General features: G+C 70.5%; 15 protein-coding genes. 1 reads left to right on the forward strand and 14 read right to left on the reverse strand.

From position 1 onward, the window contains the following. Positions 1–3: 3 nt before the first annotated feature. Positions 4–591, forward strand: coding sequence for an acyltransferase (locus tag OD997_RS17840; RefSeq protein ID WP_434332886.1), 588 nt, complete (start codon positions 4–6; stop codon positions 589–591). On the opposite strand, the gene OD997_RS17845 is transcribed toward OD997_RS17840, so the two are convergent. From OD997_RS17845 to OD997_RS17910, 14 genes are read right to left on the reverse strand one after another with little or no spacing between them, the layout of a single operon-like run. Beyond that, a complete protein-coding gene (locus tag OD997_RS17845) occupies positions 574–2304 on the reverse strand; it encodes a hypothetical protein (protein ID WP_434332887.1) in 1731 nt (576 codons plus the stop codon). The two genes, OD997_RS17840 and OD997_RS17845, sit on opposite strands and share 18 nt — an antisense overlap. A 5-nt stretch (positions 2305–2309) precedes the next feature. Next, positions 2310–2567 (reverse strand): acyl carrier protein, encoded by a 258-nt coding sequence (locus OD997_RS17850; protein ID WP_434332888.1) that lies wholly within the window; start codon positions 2565–2567, stop codon positions 2310–2312. A 24-nt stretch (positions 2568–2591) separates the two neighbouring features. Then, a complete protein-coding gene (locus OD997_RS17855; protein WP_434332889.1) occupies positions 2592–3821 on the reverse strand; it encodes a pyridoxal-dependent decarboxylase, exosortase A system-associated in 1230 nt (409 codons plus the stop codon). Then, positions 3818–5380 carry an acyl-CoA ligase (AMP-forming), exosortase A system-associated gene (locus tag OD997_RS17860; RefSeq protein WP_434332890.1) on the reverse strand — a complete coding sequence of 521 codons (1563 nt, stop codon included), beginning with the start codon at positions 5378–5380 and terminating at the stop codon, positions 3818–3820. Before OD997_RS17860 ends, OD997_RS17855 begins: the two co-directional genes overlap by 4 nt. After that, positions 5377–6699, reverse strand: coding sequence for a glycosyltransferase family 4 protein (locus OD997_RS17865; protein WP_434332891.1), 1323 nt, complete (start codon positions 6697–6699; stop codon positions 5377–5379). The genes OD997_RS17860 and OD997_RS17865 overlap by 4 nt, the downstream gene beginning before the upstream one ends. Then, positions 6696–7907: a rhamnosyltransferase WsaF family glycosyltransferase gene (locus OD997_RS17870; RefSeq protein WP_434332892.1), complete on the reverse strand. Its 1212-nt coding sequence runs from the start codon at positions 7905–7907 to the stop codon at positions 6696–6698. Before OD997_RS17870 ends, OD997_RS17865 begins: the two co-directional genes overlap by 4 nt. Then, positions 7904–9349, reverse strand: coding sequence for a glycosyltransferase family 4 protein (locus OD997_RS17875; protein ID WP_434332893.1), 1446 nt, complete (start codon positions 9347–9349; stop codon positions 7904–7906). The genes OD997_RS17870 and OD997_RS17875 overlap by 4 nt, the downstream gene beginning before the upstream one ends. Continuing rightward, positions 9346–10881 (reverse strand): lipopolysaccharide biosynthesis protein, encoded by a 1536-nt coding sequence (locus OD997_RS17880; protein ID WP_434332894.1) that lies wholly within the window; start codon positions 10879–10881, stop codon positions 9346–9348. Before OD997_RS17880 ends, OD997_RS17875 begins: the two co-directional genes overlap by 4 nt. A gap of 1 nt (position 10882) precedes the next feature. Beyond that, positions 10883–12271, reverse strand: a complete 1389-nt coding sequence (locus OD997_RS17885; RefSeq protein WP_434332895.1) for a glycosyltransferase family 4 protein — start codon at positions 12269–12271, stop codon at positions 10883–10885. A 43-nt stretch (positions 12272–12314) separates the two neighbouring features. Next, positions 12315–13397 (reverse strand): glycosyltransferase, encoded by a 1083-nt coding sequence (locus OD997_RS17890; protein ID WP_434332896.1) that lies wholly within the window; start codon positions 13395–13397, stop codon positions 12315–12317. 7 nt (positions 13398–13404) lie between these two features. Further along, positions 13405–14520: a DegT/DnrJ/EryC1/StrS family aminotransferase gene (locus tag OD997_RS17895; RefSeq protein WP_434332897.1), complete on the reverse strand. Its 1116-nt coding sequence runs from the start codon at positions 14518–14520 to the stop codon at positions 13405–13407. After that, the gene (locus OD997_RS17900) at positions 14517–15143 is read right to left on the reverse strand and encodes a NeuD/PglB/VioB family sugar acetyltransferase (protein ID WP_434332898.1); all 627 of its coding nucleotides are present in this window, start codon (positions 15141–15143) and stop codon (positions 14517–14519) included. The genes OD997_RS17895 and OD997_RS17900 overlap by 4 nt, the downstream gene beginning before the upstream one ends. Next, positions 15140–16285, reverse strand: coding sequence for a DegT/DnrJ/EryC1/StrS family aminotransferase (locus OD997_RS17905; protein ID WP_434332899.1), 1146 nt, complete (start codon positions 16283–16285; stop codon positions 15140–15142). Before OD997_RS17905 ends, OD997_RS17900 begins: the two co-directional genes overlap by 4 nt. Then, positions 16285–17277, reverse strand: a complete 993-nt coding sequence (locus OD997_RS17910) for an NAD-dependent epimerase/dehydratase family protein (RefSeq protein ID WP_434332900.1) — start codon at positions 17275–17277, stop codon at positions 16285–16287. The genes OD997_RS17905 and OD997_RS17910 overlap by 1 nt, the downstream gene beginning before the upstream one ends. Between the last annotated feature and the right edge of the window lie 4 nt (positions 17278–17281).

A 17281-nucleotide genomic window follows, 5' to 3' on the forward strand; every position in this document is an offset into this window, starting at 1 on the left:
CGCATGGGCAATCCCGTGAGCATCCTCCGTCGACTCGGCGTCATCCTGCGACGGCATCTGTTCAACGTGTGGATCAACGGATTCGTCTCGTCGATGCTGGTGCCGGATCGCGCGCGCTGGATACTGCTGCGCCTGTCGGGATTCGACATCGAGCGCTCGGTGATCGACGCACGCGGCTTCATCGGAAGCACCGCCGTGTCGATCGGGCGTGGCAGCTCCCTCAACTTCGGGGTCTTCCTCGACGGCTCGGCGCCGGTGCGCGTCGGACGCAACGTGTCGATCGGCATGAACGTCCTGGTGCTCACCGGATCGCACGAGCTCGGCGCCCCCGCCAAGCGCGCCGGCGAGCTGACCAGCGCGCCGGTCACGATCGAGGAGGGCGCCTGGATCGGCGCGAACAGCGTGATCCTGCCCGGCATCACGATCGGGCGCGGCGCGGTCGTCGGCACGGCCTCGCTCGTGATGAAGGACGTCGCCGCGCACACCGTCGTGATGGGGAACCCCGCCCGTGTCGCCCGCCGTCTCGACGAGGCCGACGCACCGAGGCCCGACTCCGCCGCGGCCGCGGCGCAGTCAGACGCTCTGACCTGACGCGACCAGCATGTTCGTGAGGAACCCGACGGAGCTGGGGCGCGGGTCGATCCGACCCGCCAGCACTCCGTCGATCCATGCCTCATCGATGAGTCCGGTGGCGGCGAGCGGCTCGAGCAGCGCACTGTTCGCCCTCCAGTGCTCCACGACCTTGTCCGCGAGGACGACGTTGCCCTCCGCGGCGCGATTGGTGCCCCGGAGTCTCTGAGCGGCCTTGCGGGCGAGCTTGCGCGCGAGCAGCGCTCGCCTCGCGAGGCCCTGCCACGCCGTCGGATTCGCGTAGGAGGCGGGAGCGAGCCTTCCCTCCAGCGGGATGCCTCCGAGGTCGGGGTCGAGTTCCATCAGCAGCGAGGCGAGGAATCGCGAGTCCGCCTTCTGCTGCGGGGCGAGTCGCTGCGCCAGCCCGAGGAACCGCTCGTCCAGCATCGGGTTGACCACGATGCGCTGGTAGGCGACCGCCGTGTCGGTCGCTCCGGCCCACCGCTGCATCCGGTGGCGCAGATAGAGCGAGTCCGTAGCCCGGAACCACTCGGCATCGCCGTCGGACAGGGCGGCGAAGAGCTCGGCATCGGCGTCGTGCCGGGCGGCTGCGGCGAAGTCGTCGACGAGCATGCCCGGTTCGACGGACTCGTTGACGAACATCCGCCAGGCGCCGAGTCGCGACGCCTCGTGCGCCGTGACCGGTCGGTCGTGCACGGCACCGAGGTAGTAGAAGCCGCGCGCGACCTCTCCGCCGAGGCCCGAGATCCGCACTCCCTGATCGAAGCTGCGCTCATCCCACCCCAGCACGGCCAGCGTGATCGGGTCGGCCATCCCGTCGAGCCTGATCGCCGCAGAACGGCTGGCCTCCCAGGCCTCGTCCGGGCGGACTCCGCTGATGTCGGCGGCGCGATAGACCTCGTGGCGGATGCCGTCCCGCGCGGCGAGCTGCGACGCGATCCGCACGTCCCCGCTGTCGGCGTCTCCGAGGGTCATGGCGCGGAGCCCGCGGCGACGCGACCGCGGGACGGCCGCGAGGAGCAGACGGGAGTCCATCCCTCCCGTCAGCTGCAGCACCGCATCGGGGTGGTCGTCGAGGAGCACTTCTAGCGACTCCCTGAGCACGGCCGCCGCCTGCGTGACGGCTTCAGCGAGCACGATGGGCGATCCGTCCACCGGCTGCGGGTGGTCGACGACGATTCCGGAGGCACCGAGCGAGGCGACGGCGCCCGGCGCGAGCTTGCGGACGCCGGTGTGCAGGGTCCGCTGGCCGAGCTGCCAGCCGAGCTGCGACTGCACGCCCAGCGCGACCTCGTCGAGGGAAGCGCCGCTCTGTCGACCCGCGAGCAGCGCGGACGTGCTCATCACGCAGCGGTCGGGGTCACCCGGCTCGCTGTGGAACAGCTGCCGGAAGCCCATCGAGTCCGCCACCATCGTGGCCCCGTGCTCGTCGGCCGCCACAGCCGCGAACGGTGGGAGCAGCCGGGCGAGGGTCGACGGGTCGTCGCGCATGCGCGCGACCACCGCCTGCTCCTCGACTTCGCCACCGCCGTCACGCACGACGCGGGAGAGGATGACGACGTCCGACGATCCGGGAGACGGTGACGTTCCCCACGAGGTGAGCGTCACCGCTCCGCGCGTGGTGGTCGCGACGGCGCCGTCCTCCCGGGCGCCGCGCACCGGAGCCTCCCCCAGTGACGCGAGGAAACCGGGAAGCGCGGCGTCGTCGTACATCCCGGTCAGCCCTGCGACGTCTTCGAGTCCACGAACGAGACGAGCGCACCGACCGTCTCGAAGATCTCGGCGCCGAACTCGTCGTCGTCGATCGTGATCTCGAAGGTGTCCTCGAGCGCGCCCACGAGCGAGACGACCCCGAAGGAGTCGAGCTCGGGCAGCGAGCCGAAGAGCGCGGTGTCGGGGGTGAGGTCTTCCGGGCTCTGCGAGAGCTCGAGTGCGTCGATGAGGACGGTGCGTACGGTGTCGATGGTGTCGGCCATGGGATCTCCTTGGTGGATGAGGGGTCAGACGAGGATCTCGGCGGGAGCCGGATGCCCCAGGAATGCGGTCGGACTCGCGGTGAGCCCGTAGGCGCCCTGTTGGAAGATCACGACCATGTCGTCGATCTCGGCCGGGGGCAGGCTCACATCATCGCCGAGCAGGTCGAGAGGGGTGCACAGGCAGCCGACCACGTTCACGCCCTCGTCGCCGCCGGCCTCGCTGATGCGGTTTCCGACCACGAGGGGATAGTTGCGGCGGATCGCCTGTCCGAAGTTGCCGGAGGCGGCGAGCTGATGGTGCATGCCGCCGTCGACGACGAGGAACGTCCGTCCGCGCGAGACCTTGCGGTCCACCACCTGGGTGACGTAGACGCCGCACTCGCCGACCAGGTACCGGCCGAGCTCGATCACCGGACTCGCGTGAGGGAATCTCGGTGCGATCACGTCGTCGACGAGTTCGTGGAGGCTCTGCCCCACGGCGTCCAGATCGAGCGGTCGATCCCGCTCCGTGTAGGGGATGCCGAACCCTCCGCCGAGGTTGAGGTAGCGCAGTTCGCCCGCGAGGTCCTCGGCGAGGACGCTGACCAGGTCGACCGTGCGCCGCTGCGCCTCCGCGATGATGTCGGCATTGAGGTTCTGCGACCCGGCGAAGATGTGGAACCCGAGCACGTCGACGCCCAGACCCGCGGCCTGTGCGAGCACCTCGGGGACCTGCTCGGCGTCGATGCCGAACTGCTGCGGACCGCCGCCCATGCGCATGCCGGAACCCTTGACGGCGAAGTCCGGGTTCACTCTCACCGCGATCGAGGGGGTGAGGCCGAGCTCCTCCCCCGCCGCCGCGACGCGGGCGAGCTCGGTCGCCGACTCGATCTCGACGATGATCCCCGCGGCCACGGCCTGGCGGATCTCGGCGGCGACCTTGCCCGGCCCCGCGAAGCTGACCCGATCGGGACGGATGCCCGAGTCCAGCGCCGTGCGCATCTCGAGCGCCGAGGCGACGTCGATGCGGTCGACCCTGCTCGCCAGGTGATGCACGACGGCGGGCATGGGGTTGGCCTTCATCGCGAAGCTCAGCTCGATCGCGGGCGGCAGCACGTCGCGCAGGCGCGCCACACGCGCGTCGAGAAGACCGCGGTCGTAGGCGAAGAAGGGGGTCGACCCGACCCGCGCCGCGATGCGACTCAGCGGCATCCCGCCGATGCGCAGCTCTCCGTCGATGCTGCCGAATGCCTCGGCGTGCTCGTGCGGCTTCATGCCGTCACCTCGCTCTTGATCAGGTTGCGGTCGAACTTGCCGTTGGGCGAACGCGGGAGCTCGACCCGCACCCGGATGTCCGACGGCACCATGTACTGCGGCAGGCGCTGTCGCAGTGCCGTCGTGAGCGCCGCGGGGTCGAGTTCGTCCCCGCTCGCGGTCGCCACCAGGACGATGCGCTGCCCGAGAGCGGCGTCCTCGACGCCGATCGCGACCGCGTCGCGGGCGAGACCTGTGGCGTACACGGCCTCCTCGATCTCGGTCGGACTGACCCGGTACCCCGAGGTCTTGATCATGTCGTCCTTCCTGCCCACGAAGTAGAGGAACCCGTCGTCGTCGGCGACGACCGTGTCGCCCGACCACACCGCGGTCTCGGGAGTGCGCCAACCGTGGCCCTCCTTGACGACGGGGCGATAGCGCTCCGCGGTCCGCTCGGGATCGTTCCAGTATCCGAGTGCGACGAGGGCACCGCGGTGCACCAGCTCGCCCTCCTCGCCCGGCGCGCATTCGGTGCCGTCCTGGCGCAGCACCAGCACCTCGGCGTTCGGGATGGCCTTGCCGATCGAGTCCGGGCGGCGGTCGACCTCGGCGGGATCGAGATACGTCGAGCGGAAGGCCTCGGTGAGGCCGTACATCAGGTACGGCCGCGCGCCGGGGAAGATCTCGCGCAGGCGGTCGAGCGCCGTGCGCGGCATCCGTCCGCCGGTGTTCGCGAAGTAGCGGATGCTGCGCGTGGCCTCATCGGGCCAGGCGATGTCGAGGAGCTGCAGCCACAGCGGCGGGACCCCGGTGAGACCGGTGACCTGGTGACGCGCGCAGAGCTTGGCGACCTCCCTCGGCAGCAGATAGTTCATGAGCACGCAGTGCGCCCCGACGGCGAACGCCGTGGTGACCTGGCTCAGACCGGCGTCGAAGCTGAGAGGCAGCGCGCTGAGGATCACGTCGTCGGGGGCGTTCTGCAGGTACGAGGACACGCTCTCGGCGCCGACGATGAGGTTGCGGTGACTGAGCACGACGCCCTTCGGACGGCCGGTGCTCCCCGAGGTGTAGAGGATCGCCGCGGGGTCGCCGTCGATCACCGGCACCACCGCCGGTCGGCCCGCCTCGGACTGTCCGTCGTCCCAGAGATGCACGCGGATGCCGTCGGGAACGGTCCGGGGTTCGGGCCCGACCACGATCACCGTCTCGATCGCGGTGCCGGGAAGGGTCTCGGCGAGCTGCGTGAGCCTGTCCGCCGAGGTCACGAGCACTCGCGCACCGCTGTCGACCAGGATGTGCCCGACCTGCGCCGTCTTGAGCACGTGGTTGACCGGCACGAACATGCCGCCGGCCGCGGTCGCCGAGAAGAACGCGTAGACCGTCTCGAGACGCTTCTCGAGGTAGATCGCGACGCGGTCGCCTCTGCCGAGACCTGCCGACTGCAGCTGCGCCGCGGCGGCCTCCGTGGCCCGCCACGCCTGCGCGTACGACACTGTCGCGTCCTTGTAGGTCAGCGCCGCGGCATCCGGGGTGTGCGCGGCCGCTCCGGCGAGGAGGTGATGGAACTCGGTGCGGATCACCGGGCCCTCCGCTCTTCGAGGAAGCGGGCGAACTCGGCCGCGTCGTCGAGCGGCACATAGCGGCGGCCCTGCGCATCGGCCTCCCCCACGGTCTCGGTCGGAGGCACGGCGGGACCCGGCTTCGAGAACCCGGTGAGCTCGTCGAAGACCGCGACGTACGCCTCGGCCTGGGGTCGCCAGTCGAGCTCCGCCGACACGCGGTCACGAGCGCGGACACCGAGGTCCACCCGTCGGGCGGGGTCCTCGATCAGCGCCTCCACGGCGTCCGCGAACGCCATGATGTCGCCGGACGGCACGTACTGCACCGTGTCGGCTCCCGAGACCCGGGTCTCGACGAGGTCGAACGACACGGCGGCGAGGCCGTACGACATGTACTCCATCGTCTTGTTCATCGTCGAGAGGTCGTTGAGCGGGGTCTTGAGGTCGGGGCACAGACCGATGTCGGCCCGGCTGAGGTACTCCGCGATCGCCACGCGGTCGACGCGACCGGTGAACGTGACGTGATCGTCGAGACCGAGCGCCGTCGTCTGCCGCTTGAGGTCCTCGAGGCAGTCGCCGAAGCCGAGCATGGTGGCCTTGACATCGGTCCGGCCCCGCCCGTTGACGAGCTCGTCGATGACCAGCAGCGCCTGGTCGACGCCGTCCTGGGGGCCCATGATGCCGAGGTAGACCAGCTCGACGTCGCCGAGGTTCCGCGGAGTCTCGGGATAGATGGGTCGCATCTGCTGCGTGTCGGGGCCGCTGCGCACCACGGTCACGTGACCCTCTCGACGATCGCCTCGACGCACCGCCACGGCCTTGTACGACTCGTTTGTCGACAGGATGCGGTCCGCTCCGCGGAACGTGCGACGCTCGAGCCAGCGCAGCCCCGCGTACTCGAGCTTGCGCAGGACGCCCTTCGGCTGTCCGAACCGCGAGATGAACAGCTCGGGGTTGAGATCGTGGTGGTCGAAGATGAACTTCACCCCGCGCACACGCCAGAGCGCGGCGAGCAGCCAGTACGTGTCCGGCGGGTTGCACGCCTGGATCACGTCGAAGCGGCCGCGCCGCCAGGCCTTGAGGGAGAGCCACGCCGTGCGTACCCAGCTGTAGGCGAACTCCCACGCGAATCCGAGGAGTCCCTCCGCCTCGGGGGCAGGGCGGTACTTGTAAATGTCGACGCCGTCGAGGTGCTGGAAGGCCGGGTCACCGGGCCCCTTCGGGCAGATCACGCTGACGCGGTAGCCCCGATTGACGAGCGCCTGGCATTCCAGCCACACGCGCCGGTCGAGCGGCACCGGCAGGTTCTGCACGATGATCAGGATGTGGGGAGAGCTCATGAGCCGTAAACCTCTTCTTCGATGATGCGCACCACTGCGTCCTTGGTCGGTTCCCACGAGCGGCCGACGACCGAGGCGGATGCCGCCTGCGCCCGTTCCTCGATGTCGGTCGCCGACACGGCTTCACTCAGCGCGTCGGCGAGCGCCGCCGCCGTCGGCTGCGCCCATCGCACCGACGGACTCGTGAGGACCAGCTTCGCGAGCGCCATGTCGTTCACCACCGGGATGTTGCCGGCCACCAGCATCTCCTCGGCGACGAGGGTGATGTTGGTGAAGGACATCGCGAGGCCCGCGATCGTGCGCCCGTACAGGTCGTTCAGCTGCGCGGGGGTGAGCCGGCCGTGGAAGGTCACGGGGAAGTCCAGATCGCGGGGAGCATCGCCGTAGACGTGGATCTCCTGCTCGGGGTGCAGCTCGTGGAAGCGCCGCAGGGCCACCCTGGCGAGCTGGTATCCGCGTCGGGGATGCCCGGGGTGGCAGTAGAAGACGATCCCGGTCCTCGTCGTCCCCGCGGGCGGGAGGCCGTATGCGACGGAGTCGCATCCGAACGGCACGACGTCGTTCGCCAGCCCCGTCTCCTCGCGGATCATGCCGTCGAGCATCTCGCCGAGCGCGATACGACGGAACGGCAGCCGGTAGGTCATCGCGGCGAACTCGTGCTCCGCGCCCATCCCGTAGAAGAAGGGCTCGTAGTCCTGGATGAAGTACAGCCGGCGCAGCGGCTGCGCGCCGTACTTCACGATCAGGTGGGCCGATTCCCATCCGGACGCGACGATCGCGTCGACACCGTGGACGCCGCCGGTGATGTCGCGGATCTCGGCGCGGATGTGCGGCCAGTGGTGCCGGATGACGGCTGTCACGGCCTCGACGTCGAGGCCGTGCTTGTCATAGAGGAAGAGCACGCACCGGTGGCCTCGGGCCTCGAGCGCCTGCACCATGCGGAACAGAGTCGTGTGGCCCCCCGATCCCGGCGCCGGAGGGGTCGAGACCCACCCCACCGCGATCGGCTCGCCCTTCGTGGGACGCGTCTCCGGCACCGGCAGGGTCTCCGGGGCCTCGGTCAGGATGTCTTCGAACGCCAGGTTGAACAGCAGCTCCGCCGCACCCGTCTTGAAGTACGCGCGCTGCGCGATGCGCTGTGCGATACCCCGCCCTCCGACTTCCCGTGCGCGCTTCACCTTGGCGAGCGCACCGTTCCAACGACTCACTGCCGACCCCTCTCGACCTGCTCTTCATCGACGACCGGTTCTCCCCCTGCGTCGGCGGACGCCGCGCGGAGCACTGCCGCGTGTCCCTCCATCATGGCGTCCATCTGCGCTCCCGTGTCGACCGCGGCCGGTCGGGAGCCGGATCGCACGTCCGCGACGACCCGATCGATCGCCGCGCCCAGGACGACGGCGTTGTCCTGGCGACGGGCTCGACGACGACCTCGGGCGACCGCGGCATCCGTGACGGTGTCGGCACGTCCGCAGGGATTGGCGACCAGAACCGAGTGCTCGGGGTCTCTGTCCACCAGTTCGCGTGCCCCGCCGAAGTCGCTCAGCACCAGGGGCAGCCCCATGGCCGCGGCCTCGGTCGCCGCGACGGGCCACCCTTCGAAGAACGAGTCGAGCACGAACACGTCGGCGGCCGCGAGGAGCGTCCGCGCGTCGGAGCTGGCGAGCAGATCGACCCGGTCGCCTGCAGGATGGGACCCGCGGATGGCCTCCGCGCGCCGCACCTCGGCCCAGTCCGAGGGCTCGCCGGCGACCACGAGGCGCACGTGCGGGTCGGTCGTGCCGGACAGGAACGACGCCACGAGTCCGGCCACGTTCTTCTGCGAGTCGTAGCGGGCGAGGCACACGAGGACGACGTCCTCGGACAGATCGCGGCCGAGAGCGGCCGCCAGTGCGCCGCGGGCCTCTGCGCGCTCGGCATCCGACGGTGCGGAGGCGTGGGCAGCCGCGTTCGCGACCACGTGGATGCGACCGCCGAGGGCGGCCGGCAGGTGTCTGGCGTGGAACTCGCGCACGAGTTCGCTGACCGCGACCGCCGCCGCGGACCGCTCGAGCAACCGCTCGAGACGGCGCCACCGCGCTCTCGAGTAGTGGATCTCGGTGTTGTGGAAGACCGGGACCATCGGGATGCCCGATGAGATCGCGGCGTTCTCGAGGAGCTCCGGCGCACCGTGCAGCTCGAGGACGTCGGGCGCGAGGGAGACCAGCGCGGGGAACGCGGTCGTCTCCTCGACGACCCTCACCTCTATCCCCCGGGAGCGCAGCCGATCGGCGCGCGCTCCGTCGGCCGTGCAGACGACGACCGGGCGCACGCCCGTCGCCGCGAGCCCCGTCGCCAGCATCTCGACCACCGAGCCGATGCCGCCGACGTCCATCGAGCCGGTGAGCAGAGCGCACGTGAGCGTCGCCTGCGGTGCCGCCTCGCGCACGCCGGGGGCCGACGTCGGAGCGCCGACGTTCGCGCCGAGCACCGGAAGCGGATGCCGGAACGCCCGCCGCGTGAGCGCGTGGACGTAGCCGTAGCGAAAGTGCGGCGGCACGAGATCCGTGAGCGTCACCACGGTTCCGAAGAATGCGGATGCCCACCGTGCGCGCAGCCGACCGCCGCGCCCTTCGTCGGGACGCGGTGCGCGAGGAGTGGTCGAGGAGCTCACGGGTTCGCCGCCGTTCCCGGTCGGCGGCGGAGACGCGCGACGAACGACGAACGCCCGAGGAACTGCCCGACCTCGGCGTAGATCGGTCGGGCGAACAGCCTGACCCCGACCAGATGCACGACCGTCATCGACGACCCCACGATGAGCACCGACACGAAGGGGTTCAGCTGCTCCGTCGCCCCGGCGACCAGCCAGCCGGTGCCGCCCGTGATCGCGACGAGCGCCAGCAGCATCGCGAACTGACGGGCTTGGATCCGGAACGACCCCTTCAGCATGATGGGCACCAGATACCAGCGCGCGAGCGTCGCGGCGAGCGCGACGCCCAGGAAGCCCAGCGCGATCGCGGAGAGCCCCCAGTGCGCGACCACCGCCGTGGTCGCCACGGTCACGGTGTCGACGATGATCGCATAGACGAACCAGAGCCCCGGACGCCCCAACCCGTAGAAGAGGCCGTGATCGAGCGATGCGCCGACGGTGAGGGTCGCGGCCAGCGCGAGGATCTGCGCGACCGGATAGCTCTCCCCCCAGCCGGGGCCGAACAGGATGGGCAGCAGGAGGGGCGCGGTGACGGCGATGAAAAGCAGCGGGAGCGACAGCAGGGCGTACGTCGCGCGGAGCGAGCGGTCGTAGGCGTTCTTCAGCCGCTCCGACGACTCGCGGACCTTCGCGAACGCCACGGTCGTGACGGGCACGAGCGCGCCTCCGGCGAGGTCCTGGGCGATCTGCACGAGACGCTGCGCGATGTTCATGTACCCGAGGGCCGCGATCCCCAGCGTGTTCGTGATGATCGCCGCCTCGGCCCATGCGCGCAGCATCGCGACGAACTCGACGCCGAGCACCTTGCCGCCGAAGGTCACCATCTGCGTGAACTCCGAACGGGAGAAGGCGAGGCTCGGGCGCCACTTGGCGGCGATCCAGGCCAGAACCGCACCGACGACCGCCGACGCGAGCGACTGACCGACCAGGGCCCACACACCCCCGCCGGCGAAAGCCATCGCGATCGCCGTCGCCTGACCGACGACCGCCGCGATCACTCCCTGGCGGGCGATCGTCGCGAAGCTCATCCGCCGACGCAGCAGCGCTGTCGGCACCGACGCGACCGCCGTGATCACGACCCAGACGGACAGCGCGCGGATCACGGGAACCACGTCATCCGCCTGGAACGCGAATCCCAGCACCGGCGCGATCGCCACCATGATCCCGCACAGCACCACGCCCGCGACCAAGGAGTACCAGAAGCCCGTGCTCAGCATCCGCTGTCCGACGTCCTTGGCCTGCACGATGTACGCGGCGAACCCGAGGTCCGCGAGCAGATAGAAGAAAGGCAGGACGGTCGATGCGGCGGCGACGACCCCGAAGTCGGCGGGGCTGAGCAGTCGCGTCAGGATGGCGATCGTGACGAAGCCGGCGATCCGGATCGCCCATTTCTGCACGGTCACCCAGATGACCCCTGATGCCGTCCTGCTGCCGACGGAGCCGCCGTCTTCGGACTCGGGGATCGGGTCGTCTGCGCCCGGTGCGGTGCCGCTCATGTCAGTCCCGTCCGATCGTCGAGATCAGTCCGGCGTGGCGCCGGACCATCTCGTCGGCGTCGAGCCAGGACGACTCGCCGACGAGCTCGTCACGCCGGCGGCGCCACGAGTCGCCGTCCGCGGCCACAGCGCTGATCGCCGAGGACAGCTCGTCACGATTGACCTGCCGGAACGGCCTGCGCCGAGCGCGACGGATGTCGCTCACCTCGATCCCGGCCCCTGCCGCCGCCGGATTGGCCACCCTGCGACCGCGGATCTGCGGGTCTCCCACGAGCTCGGACGCACCGCCGGCGTCGGACAGCACCAGAGGAAGTCCGGCGCGTGCGGCCTCGCTGGCGGCGATCGGCCAGCCCTCGAAGAACGAATCCAGGACGAACGCGTCCGAGGCGGCCAGCACCGTCCGCGCGGTGCTCGGCCCCAGCAGCAGCACCCGATCCGCATGGCGACTGGCACGCCGCATCGAGTCGGCGAGGGCGTACTCGATCCAGTCGTCGATCGGTCCGGCCACGACCAGCCGGATGTCGTCTCGCCGCTCAGCGGCGTGCAGGAATGCGGCGACGAGCCCGGCGATGTTCTTCTGGATGTTATAGCGGGCGAGGCTCGCGAACACCGCATCGCCGTCGAGGGACGCCGAGAAGAGCGTCGCGAGCCGGGCCCGCGCGTCGGTGATCTCCGCATAGCTCAGCGCGGGGAAGGAGACGCCGTTCGGCACGACGCTGATGCGCCCAGGGGCGACGCCCAGACGCGAGGCGCAGAACGCTCGGACCGTCTCGCTGACCGCGATCACCGCTGCGGCCCGGTCGACCACGACGCGCTGTGCACGCCAGTCCGCGTCGGAGAGATCGACGTCGGTGGTGTGGAACACGGGCACCATCGGGATCGAGAGGGAATGGATGACGTCGGCGAACCACTCGGGGGCGTTGTGCAGCTGCACGACCGCGGGACCGGGGAGAGCGCCGAGGGAAGCCGCGAGCGCCGCCGGGTCGTCGACCACGGACACAGCGATCCCGTCCGCGGCGAGCGACTCGGCCGTGGCTCCGCCGCGCGTGCACAGCACCACCACCCGGTGGCCGTGGCTCGGCAGCAACCGGGACAGCGTGGCGATCACCGCCTCGACGCCGCCGGTGCCGAGAGAACGCGTGGCGAGCACCACCGTCGACGAGGCGTCCCCGGCGGAGGTCGACGAGGCGTCCCCGGCGGAGACGGCGCCCTCCGGCGCTGCCTCCTCGACGGCGACGGTTCCGCCGATCAGCGCGCTCACGGGTCGGCGCAGCACCCGCGTACGGACATCCCGTCCGATGCCGTAACGGACGATCCCGGGCGACAGATCCACCACCGAGACCAGAAGCGTGAGCATCCTCGCGGCGACTGCGTGCAGGGTCCTGCTCATGTCCGATCCCCGCCGTCGGGGCGGGCGCGACGGGTCGGCGCCGTCATCCGGGCAGCCCCAGGGCGACGACATGCTCCTCCGCCGCCCGCCGCGCGCCGGTGAGGCGCCGCTCGCGGAGCACGAAGAGCGGGTTCCTGCGAGAGAGGCGGGGGCCGACGGTGCGACGGCGTCGGAAGGCCCGCCCGGCGGTCGTCTCGTCGACGGCGGGATCCTGCTGCCGCGCGAACTCGACGAACTCGTCCACGGGCCACGTCTCGGTGAACCCCCAGACATAGGCGCGGGATGCGAGATCGATCGCCTCACGCGCCGAGGTGAGCCTGATCTGCGTCGCGAGACGCTCCGCCTCTCCGAACGAGGACGCTGCGGTCGTGAAGGCGTCGAGCCGATGCTGGAGATCCGTCACCATGCCGCGCACCTGGTCCGTGCCGAACACCGCGCTGTGCATGTTCTGGGTGTGCTGGCGGTAGCAGGCCTGCACGACGCCGGGCAGGTACCCGACATCCGAGACGGCCGCGATCCGCAGCCACATCTGCAGGTCTCCCGCATGCGGATGCTCGGGGTCGTAGAGACCGACCTGGCGCAGGACACTCGTGCGCACGACGGCCTCGGGCGACTTGATCACGTTGACGCCGTAGCGGAAGAGCCGGTCGGCCCACTCGCGTCCGCCCCACACGACCCATTCCTCCGACGGCGCAGACTTCTCGGCCGGCGGCACCTCGTCGAAGATGACGACGGGACCGTAGACGAGCCCCACCTCGGGGTGCCGCTCCATCAGGGCCAGCGCCCGGCTGAGGGCGTCCTTCGTGAGCAGGTCGTCCGCGGAGAGAAGCACCACGTAGTCGCCGGTCGCCGTCGCGAGACCGTCGTTGTACGTGAGGATGTGCCCCTTGTTGGTCTCATGGGCGATGAGCGAGATCCGCGGGTCCGCGGCGGCCAACGCCCGTGCGACCTCGACGCTCCCGTCGGGTGAGGCGTCGTCGACGATCACCACATCGACGTCGACACCCTCCTGATCGAGCGCGGAGGCGACGGACGCCGGAAGGAAGTGGCCGTAGTTGTAGCACGGGATGACCACGGTGGCGGTCGGGCGCGTGCGGAGCGCCTCTGACGGCTCGCGCTGCATCATGAGATCGTCACCGCCCGCTGACGGCGAACCGGAGGGCGTCTGCCACGGTGCCCTGCTGCTGTGCGGTGAGGTGCGGGAACATCGGCAGCGAGAGGATCCTGTCCGCGGCGGCTTCGGCCACGGGGAACTGACCGCGAGCACCGCCCAGGAACGAGTACGCATCGGTCAGGTGCACGGGCGTCGGGTAGTGGATCGCGACGCCCACACCGCGATCGGCCATCTTCGCCATGACCTGCTCGCGGTCGTCGACCTGCACCACGAAGAGGTGCCAGACGTCTTCATTGCCCTCGCGCACGATCGGCGTCTGCACGCCGTCGATCTCGGAGAGGAGCTCGGTGTAGCGCGCGGCCGCGGCGCGGCGGGCGGCGTTCCAGCCGTCGAGCCGGCGCAGCTTCGCGCTGAGCACAGGCGCCTGGACGGCGTCGAGCCGCGCGTTCATGCCGATCCGGTCGTGCACGTACTTGACCGAGCTGCCGTGGGCCGCCAGGTTGCGGATGACCTCGGCCACCGCCGCGTCGTTCGTCATGACGGCGCCCGCGTCGCCGGCGGCGCCGAGGTTCTTGCCCGGGTAGAAGCTGGTTCCCGCGACCCTGCCGAGTGCTCCGGCGCGGCCGGCCGTCGACGACGCGCCCTGCGACTGCGCGGCATCCTCGACGACGTCGATGCCGTGCGCCTGCGCGATCGGCAGGATCCGCTCGACGGGCGCGGTCTGCCCGTACAGGTGCACGGGCGCGATCGCCCGGGTGCGCGGGGTGATCGCGGCCTCGACCGCGTCGGGATCGATCAGGAGGTGCTGCGGGTCGACGTCCACGAACACCGGAACCGCACCGATGCGCGACACGGCCTCGGCGGTGGCGATGAACGTGTTCGCCGGCATCACGACCTCGTCGCCCGCGCTCACGCCGACGGCGCGGAAGGCGAGCTCGAGCGCGTCGGTGCCGTTCGAGACGCCGATCACGTGCTCGACCCCGATGTATGCCGCGTACTCCTCTTCGAACGCCGCGACGTGCCTGCCGCCGATGAATCCGGCGGAGAGGAACTGCTCGCGCCAGATCGGGAGCACCTCGTCGGCGATCTCCGCCTGCTGCGACGCGAGGTCGAGGAAAGGAATCTGCTGGCTCACGCGTGTTCTCCCAAGGGTCGTGCGGGCACTCCGGCCCAGGTCTGAGCGGCCGGGACATCGGCGAGCACGACGGCTCCCATGCCCACTGTCGCGGTGTCGCCGATGCGGAGTCCCTGACGGACCGACGCGTTCATACCCAGATAGGCGGCGACGCCCACCCGGACGCTGCCGCCGAGGGTCACACCGGCGGCGAGGGTGGCGAAGTCGCCGATCACGCAGTCGTGCGTGATGGTGCTCGAGGGCATGACCACCACGTGGCTGCCCACCGACGCGTCCGCCGTGACGACGACCCCGTCGAGCAGGATGCTGCCCGCACCGATCGAGCTGGACGCGCCGACACGGGCCGAGGCGGCGACGAACGTCGTGTAGCGCTCGGGCGGGACGCCGAGCGCGTCGAGCCGCGCGACGATGGATCGACGACCCGCTCCCGGACCGACGCAGAGGAGCAGCAGCTCATCGCGCTGCGCGGCGTGCGCGATGTCCCCGACGACCTCCGCACCGCCGACGACTCGGCCCTGCAGCGCCTCGGAGTCGTCGAGGATGCCGACGACACCGGTGATGCCGGCCGCCAGCACCTCCCTGGCGAGTCCACTCGCCCCCACGAGCAGAACGTCCTGCGTCATTCCGACCGACCGCCCGGCGAGCGCAGCACGGCGATGACCCGCTCCTGGTCCTCTGCGGACAGCGAGTGATAGACCGGAAGGATCAGGGTGCGGTCGTTGAGCCGCTCGGTGATCGGCAGGACGCTGTCCGCGGCCAGTTCGCGATACGGCGGCTGCCGATGCGAGGCCATGATCCCGCGGCGCGCCGAGATGTCGGCCAGCGCCAGCGCCTCGAGCAGTCCTTCGCGATCCGTCGGGTAGCCGTCCTCGACCTCGACCCAGAACGACTGGTAGTTGCCGGTGCCGTACGACGGGTCCGTGACCGCACGGAGTCCGGGGATCTCGGCGATCGCGTCCTGGTAGCGGGACGCGATCTCGCGGCGACGCGCGACGATCGCGGGCAGTCGGCCCAGCTGCACGAGTCCGACGGCGGCCTGCAGGTCGGTCATGCGGAAGTTGTAGCCGACCTCGGAGTACTCCTCCTCCGGCGGCAGCACCGACTGATGACGGTCGGCCGCCGAGACGCTCATCGCGTGCTCGCGGAGGTGCTTGGCGCGGCGCGCCCAGTCCTCGCGGGACGTCGTGATCATGCCGCCTTCGCCCGTCGTGAGGAGCTTGCGCGGATGGAAGGACCAGGCCGCGATGTCTGCTCCGGCGCCGACCGGACGACCGTTGTACGTCGATCCGGCGCCGCAGGCGGCGTCCTCGACGATGATGATCCCGTGCGGATCGGTGACCGTGCGGATGGCGTCGAGATCGACCGGGACCCCGCCCTGGTCGACGGCCATGACCGCCTTCGTGGCCGGGGTGAGGACGGCGGCGACCGTCGCGGCCGTGACGTTGCCGGTCGTCTCGTCGACGTCGGCGAAGACCGGGTTGGCTCCCACGTAACGCACGGCGTTCGCGCTCGCGATGAACGAGAACGACGGCACGATGACATCGTCGCCCTCGCCCACCCCCGCCACGATCAGGGCGAGGTGCAGCGCCGTCGTGCAGCTCGTCACCGCGACCGCGTGGGGCGCCTGCATGGCGGCGGCGAACTCCTCCTCGAAGCGGGCGACGCGCGGGCCCTGTGCGACCCAGCCGCTCGCGATGACCTCGGCGACGGCATCGGACTCCTCCTGGCTCAGCCAGGGGATCATCACGTTGATGCGCGAGGCCATCAGGAATCGACCTTGCGTCCGGCGGCGATCTCCTCGCGCAGCGGCTCCCACCACTGCACGAGCTGACGCAGTCCGTCTTCCAGACCCGTCGTCGCCTCGAATCCGAAGTCGCGGCGGGCAGCGGTGGTGTCGGCGAGTCGGCGAGCCACCCCGTTGACCGCGCGCTCGGGGCCGTGCTCGACCCCGAGGTCGGAGCCCATGACGCGCAGCAACGCCTCGGCGAGCTCCAGCAGGCTCGTCTCGGTGCCGCTCGCGATGTTGTACGTGCCCTCGACGATGTCGCTCTGCGCCGCGAGCACGTTCGCCCGCGCGATGTCGGGCACGCACACGAAGTCCATCGTCTGCTGTCCGTCGCCGAAGATCAGCGGCGGCTTGCCGTCGGCGATGCGCTCCATCCACCGCACCAGCACCTCGGTGTAGAGGCCGTGCACATCCATGCGCGGGCCGTACACGTTGAAGTACCGCAGGAGCACGTAGTCGAGTCCCTGCATCGCACGGAACGACCGCACGAGACCCTCGTTGAAGGTCTTCGCCGCACCGTAGATGGTGTCGTTGTTCTCGTGGTGGTGCCGCTCATCGGTCGGGAACTGCTCGGCCATGCCGTACACCGAGGCACTGGACGCCGCGATCAGCTTGCTCACCTTGTGCTTCGCCGCCGCCTCGACGACGTTGAATGTGCCGTCGACGAGCACCTCGAGCGCGAGCCGAGGCTCCTCGGCGCACTGCGTGATGCGGATCGCGGCCTGGTGGAAGACCACGTCCTTGCCGGCGACGAGCTCGTCGACGAGCTTGCCGTCGCGGATGTCACCGTCGATGAGCTCGACGCGCCCCGAGGCGAGAGCGTCCTCGAGGTTGCCGCGGCGTCCGCGCACGAGGTTGTCGAGCACGTCGACCTTCGCCGCGCCGGCATCCAGGAGCTGGTCGACGAGAGTCGACCCGATGGTGCCGGCGCCGCCGGTCACGAGGATGCTCGCCCCTTCGAGATTCGTCATGTGT

It is taken from the genome of Microbacterium sp. CGR1 (genome assembly GCF_051062835.1).
Taxonomy (GTDB): Bacteria; Actinomycetota; Actinomycetes; order Actinomycetales; family Microbacteriaceae; genus Microbacterium.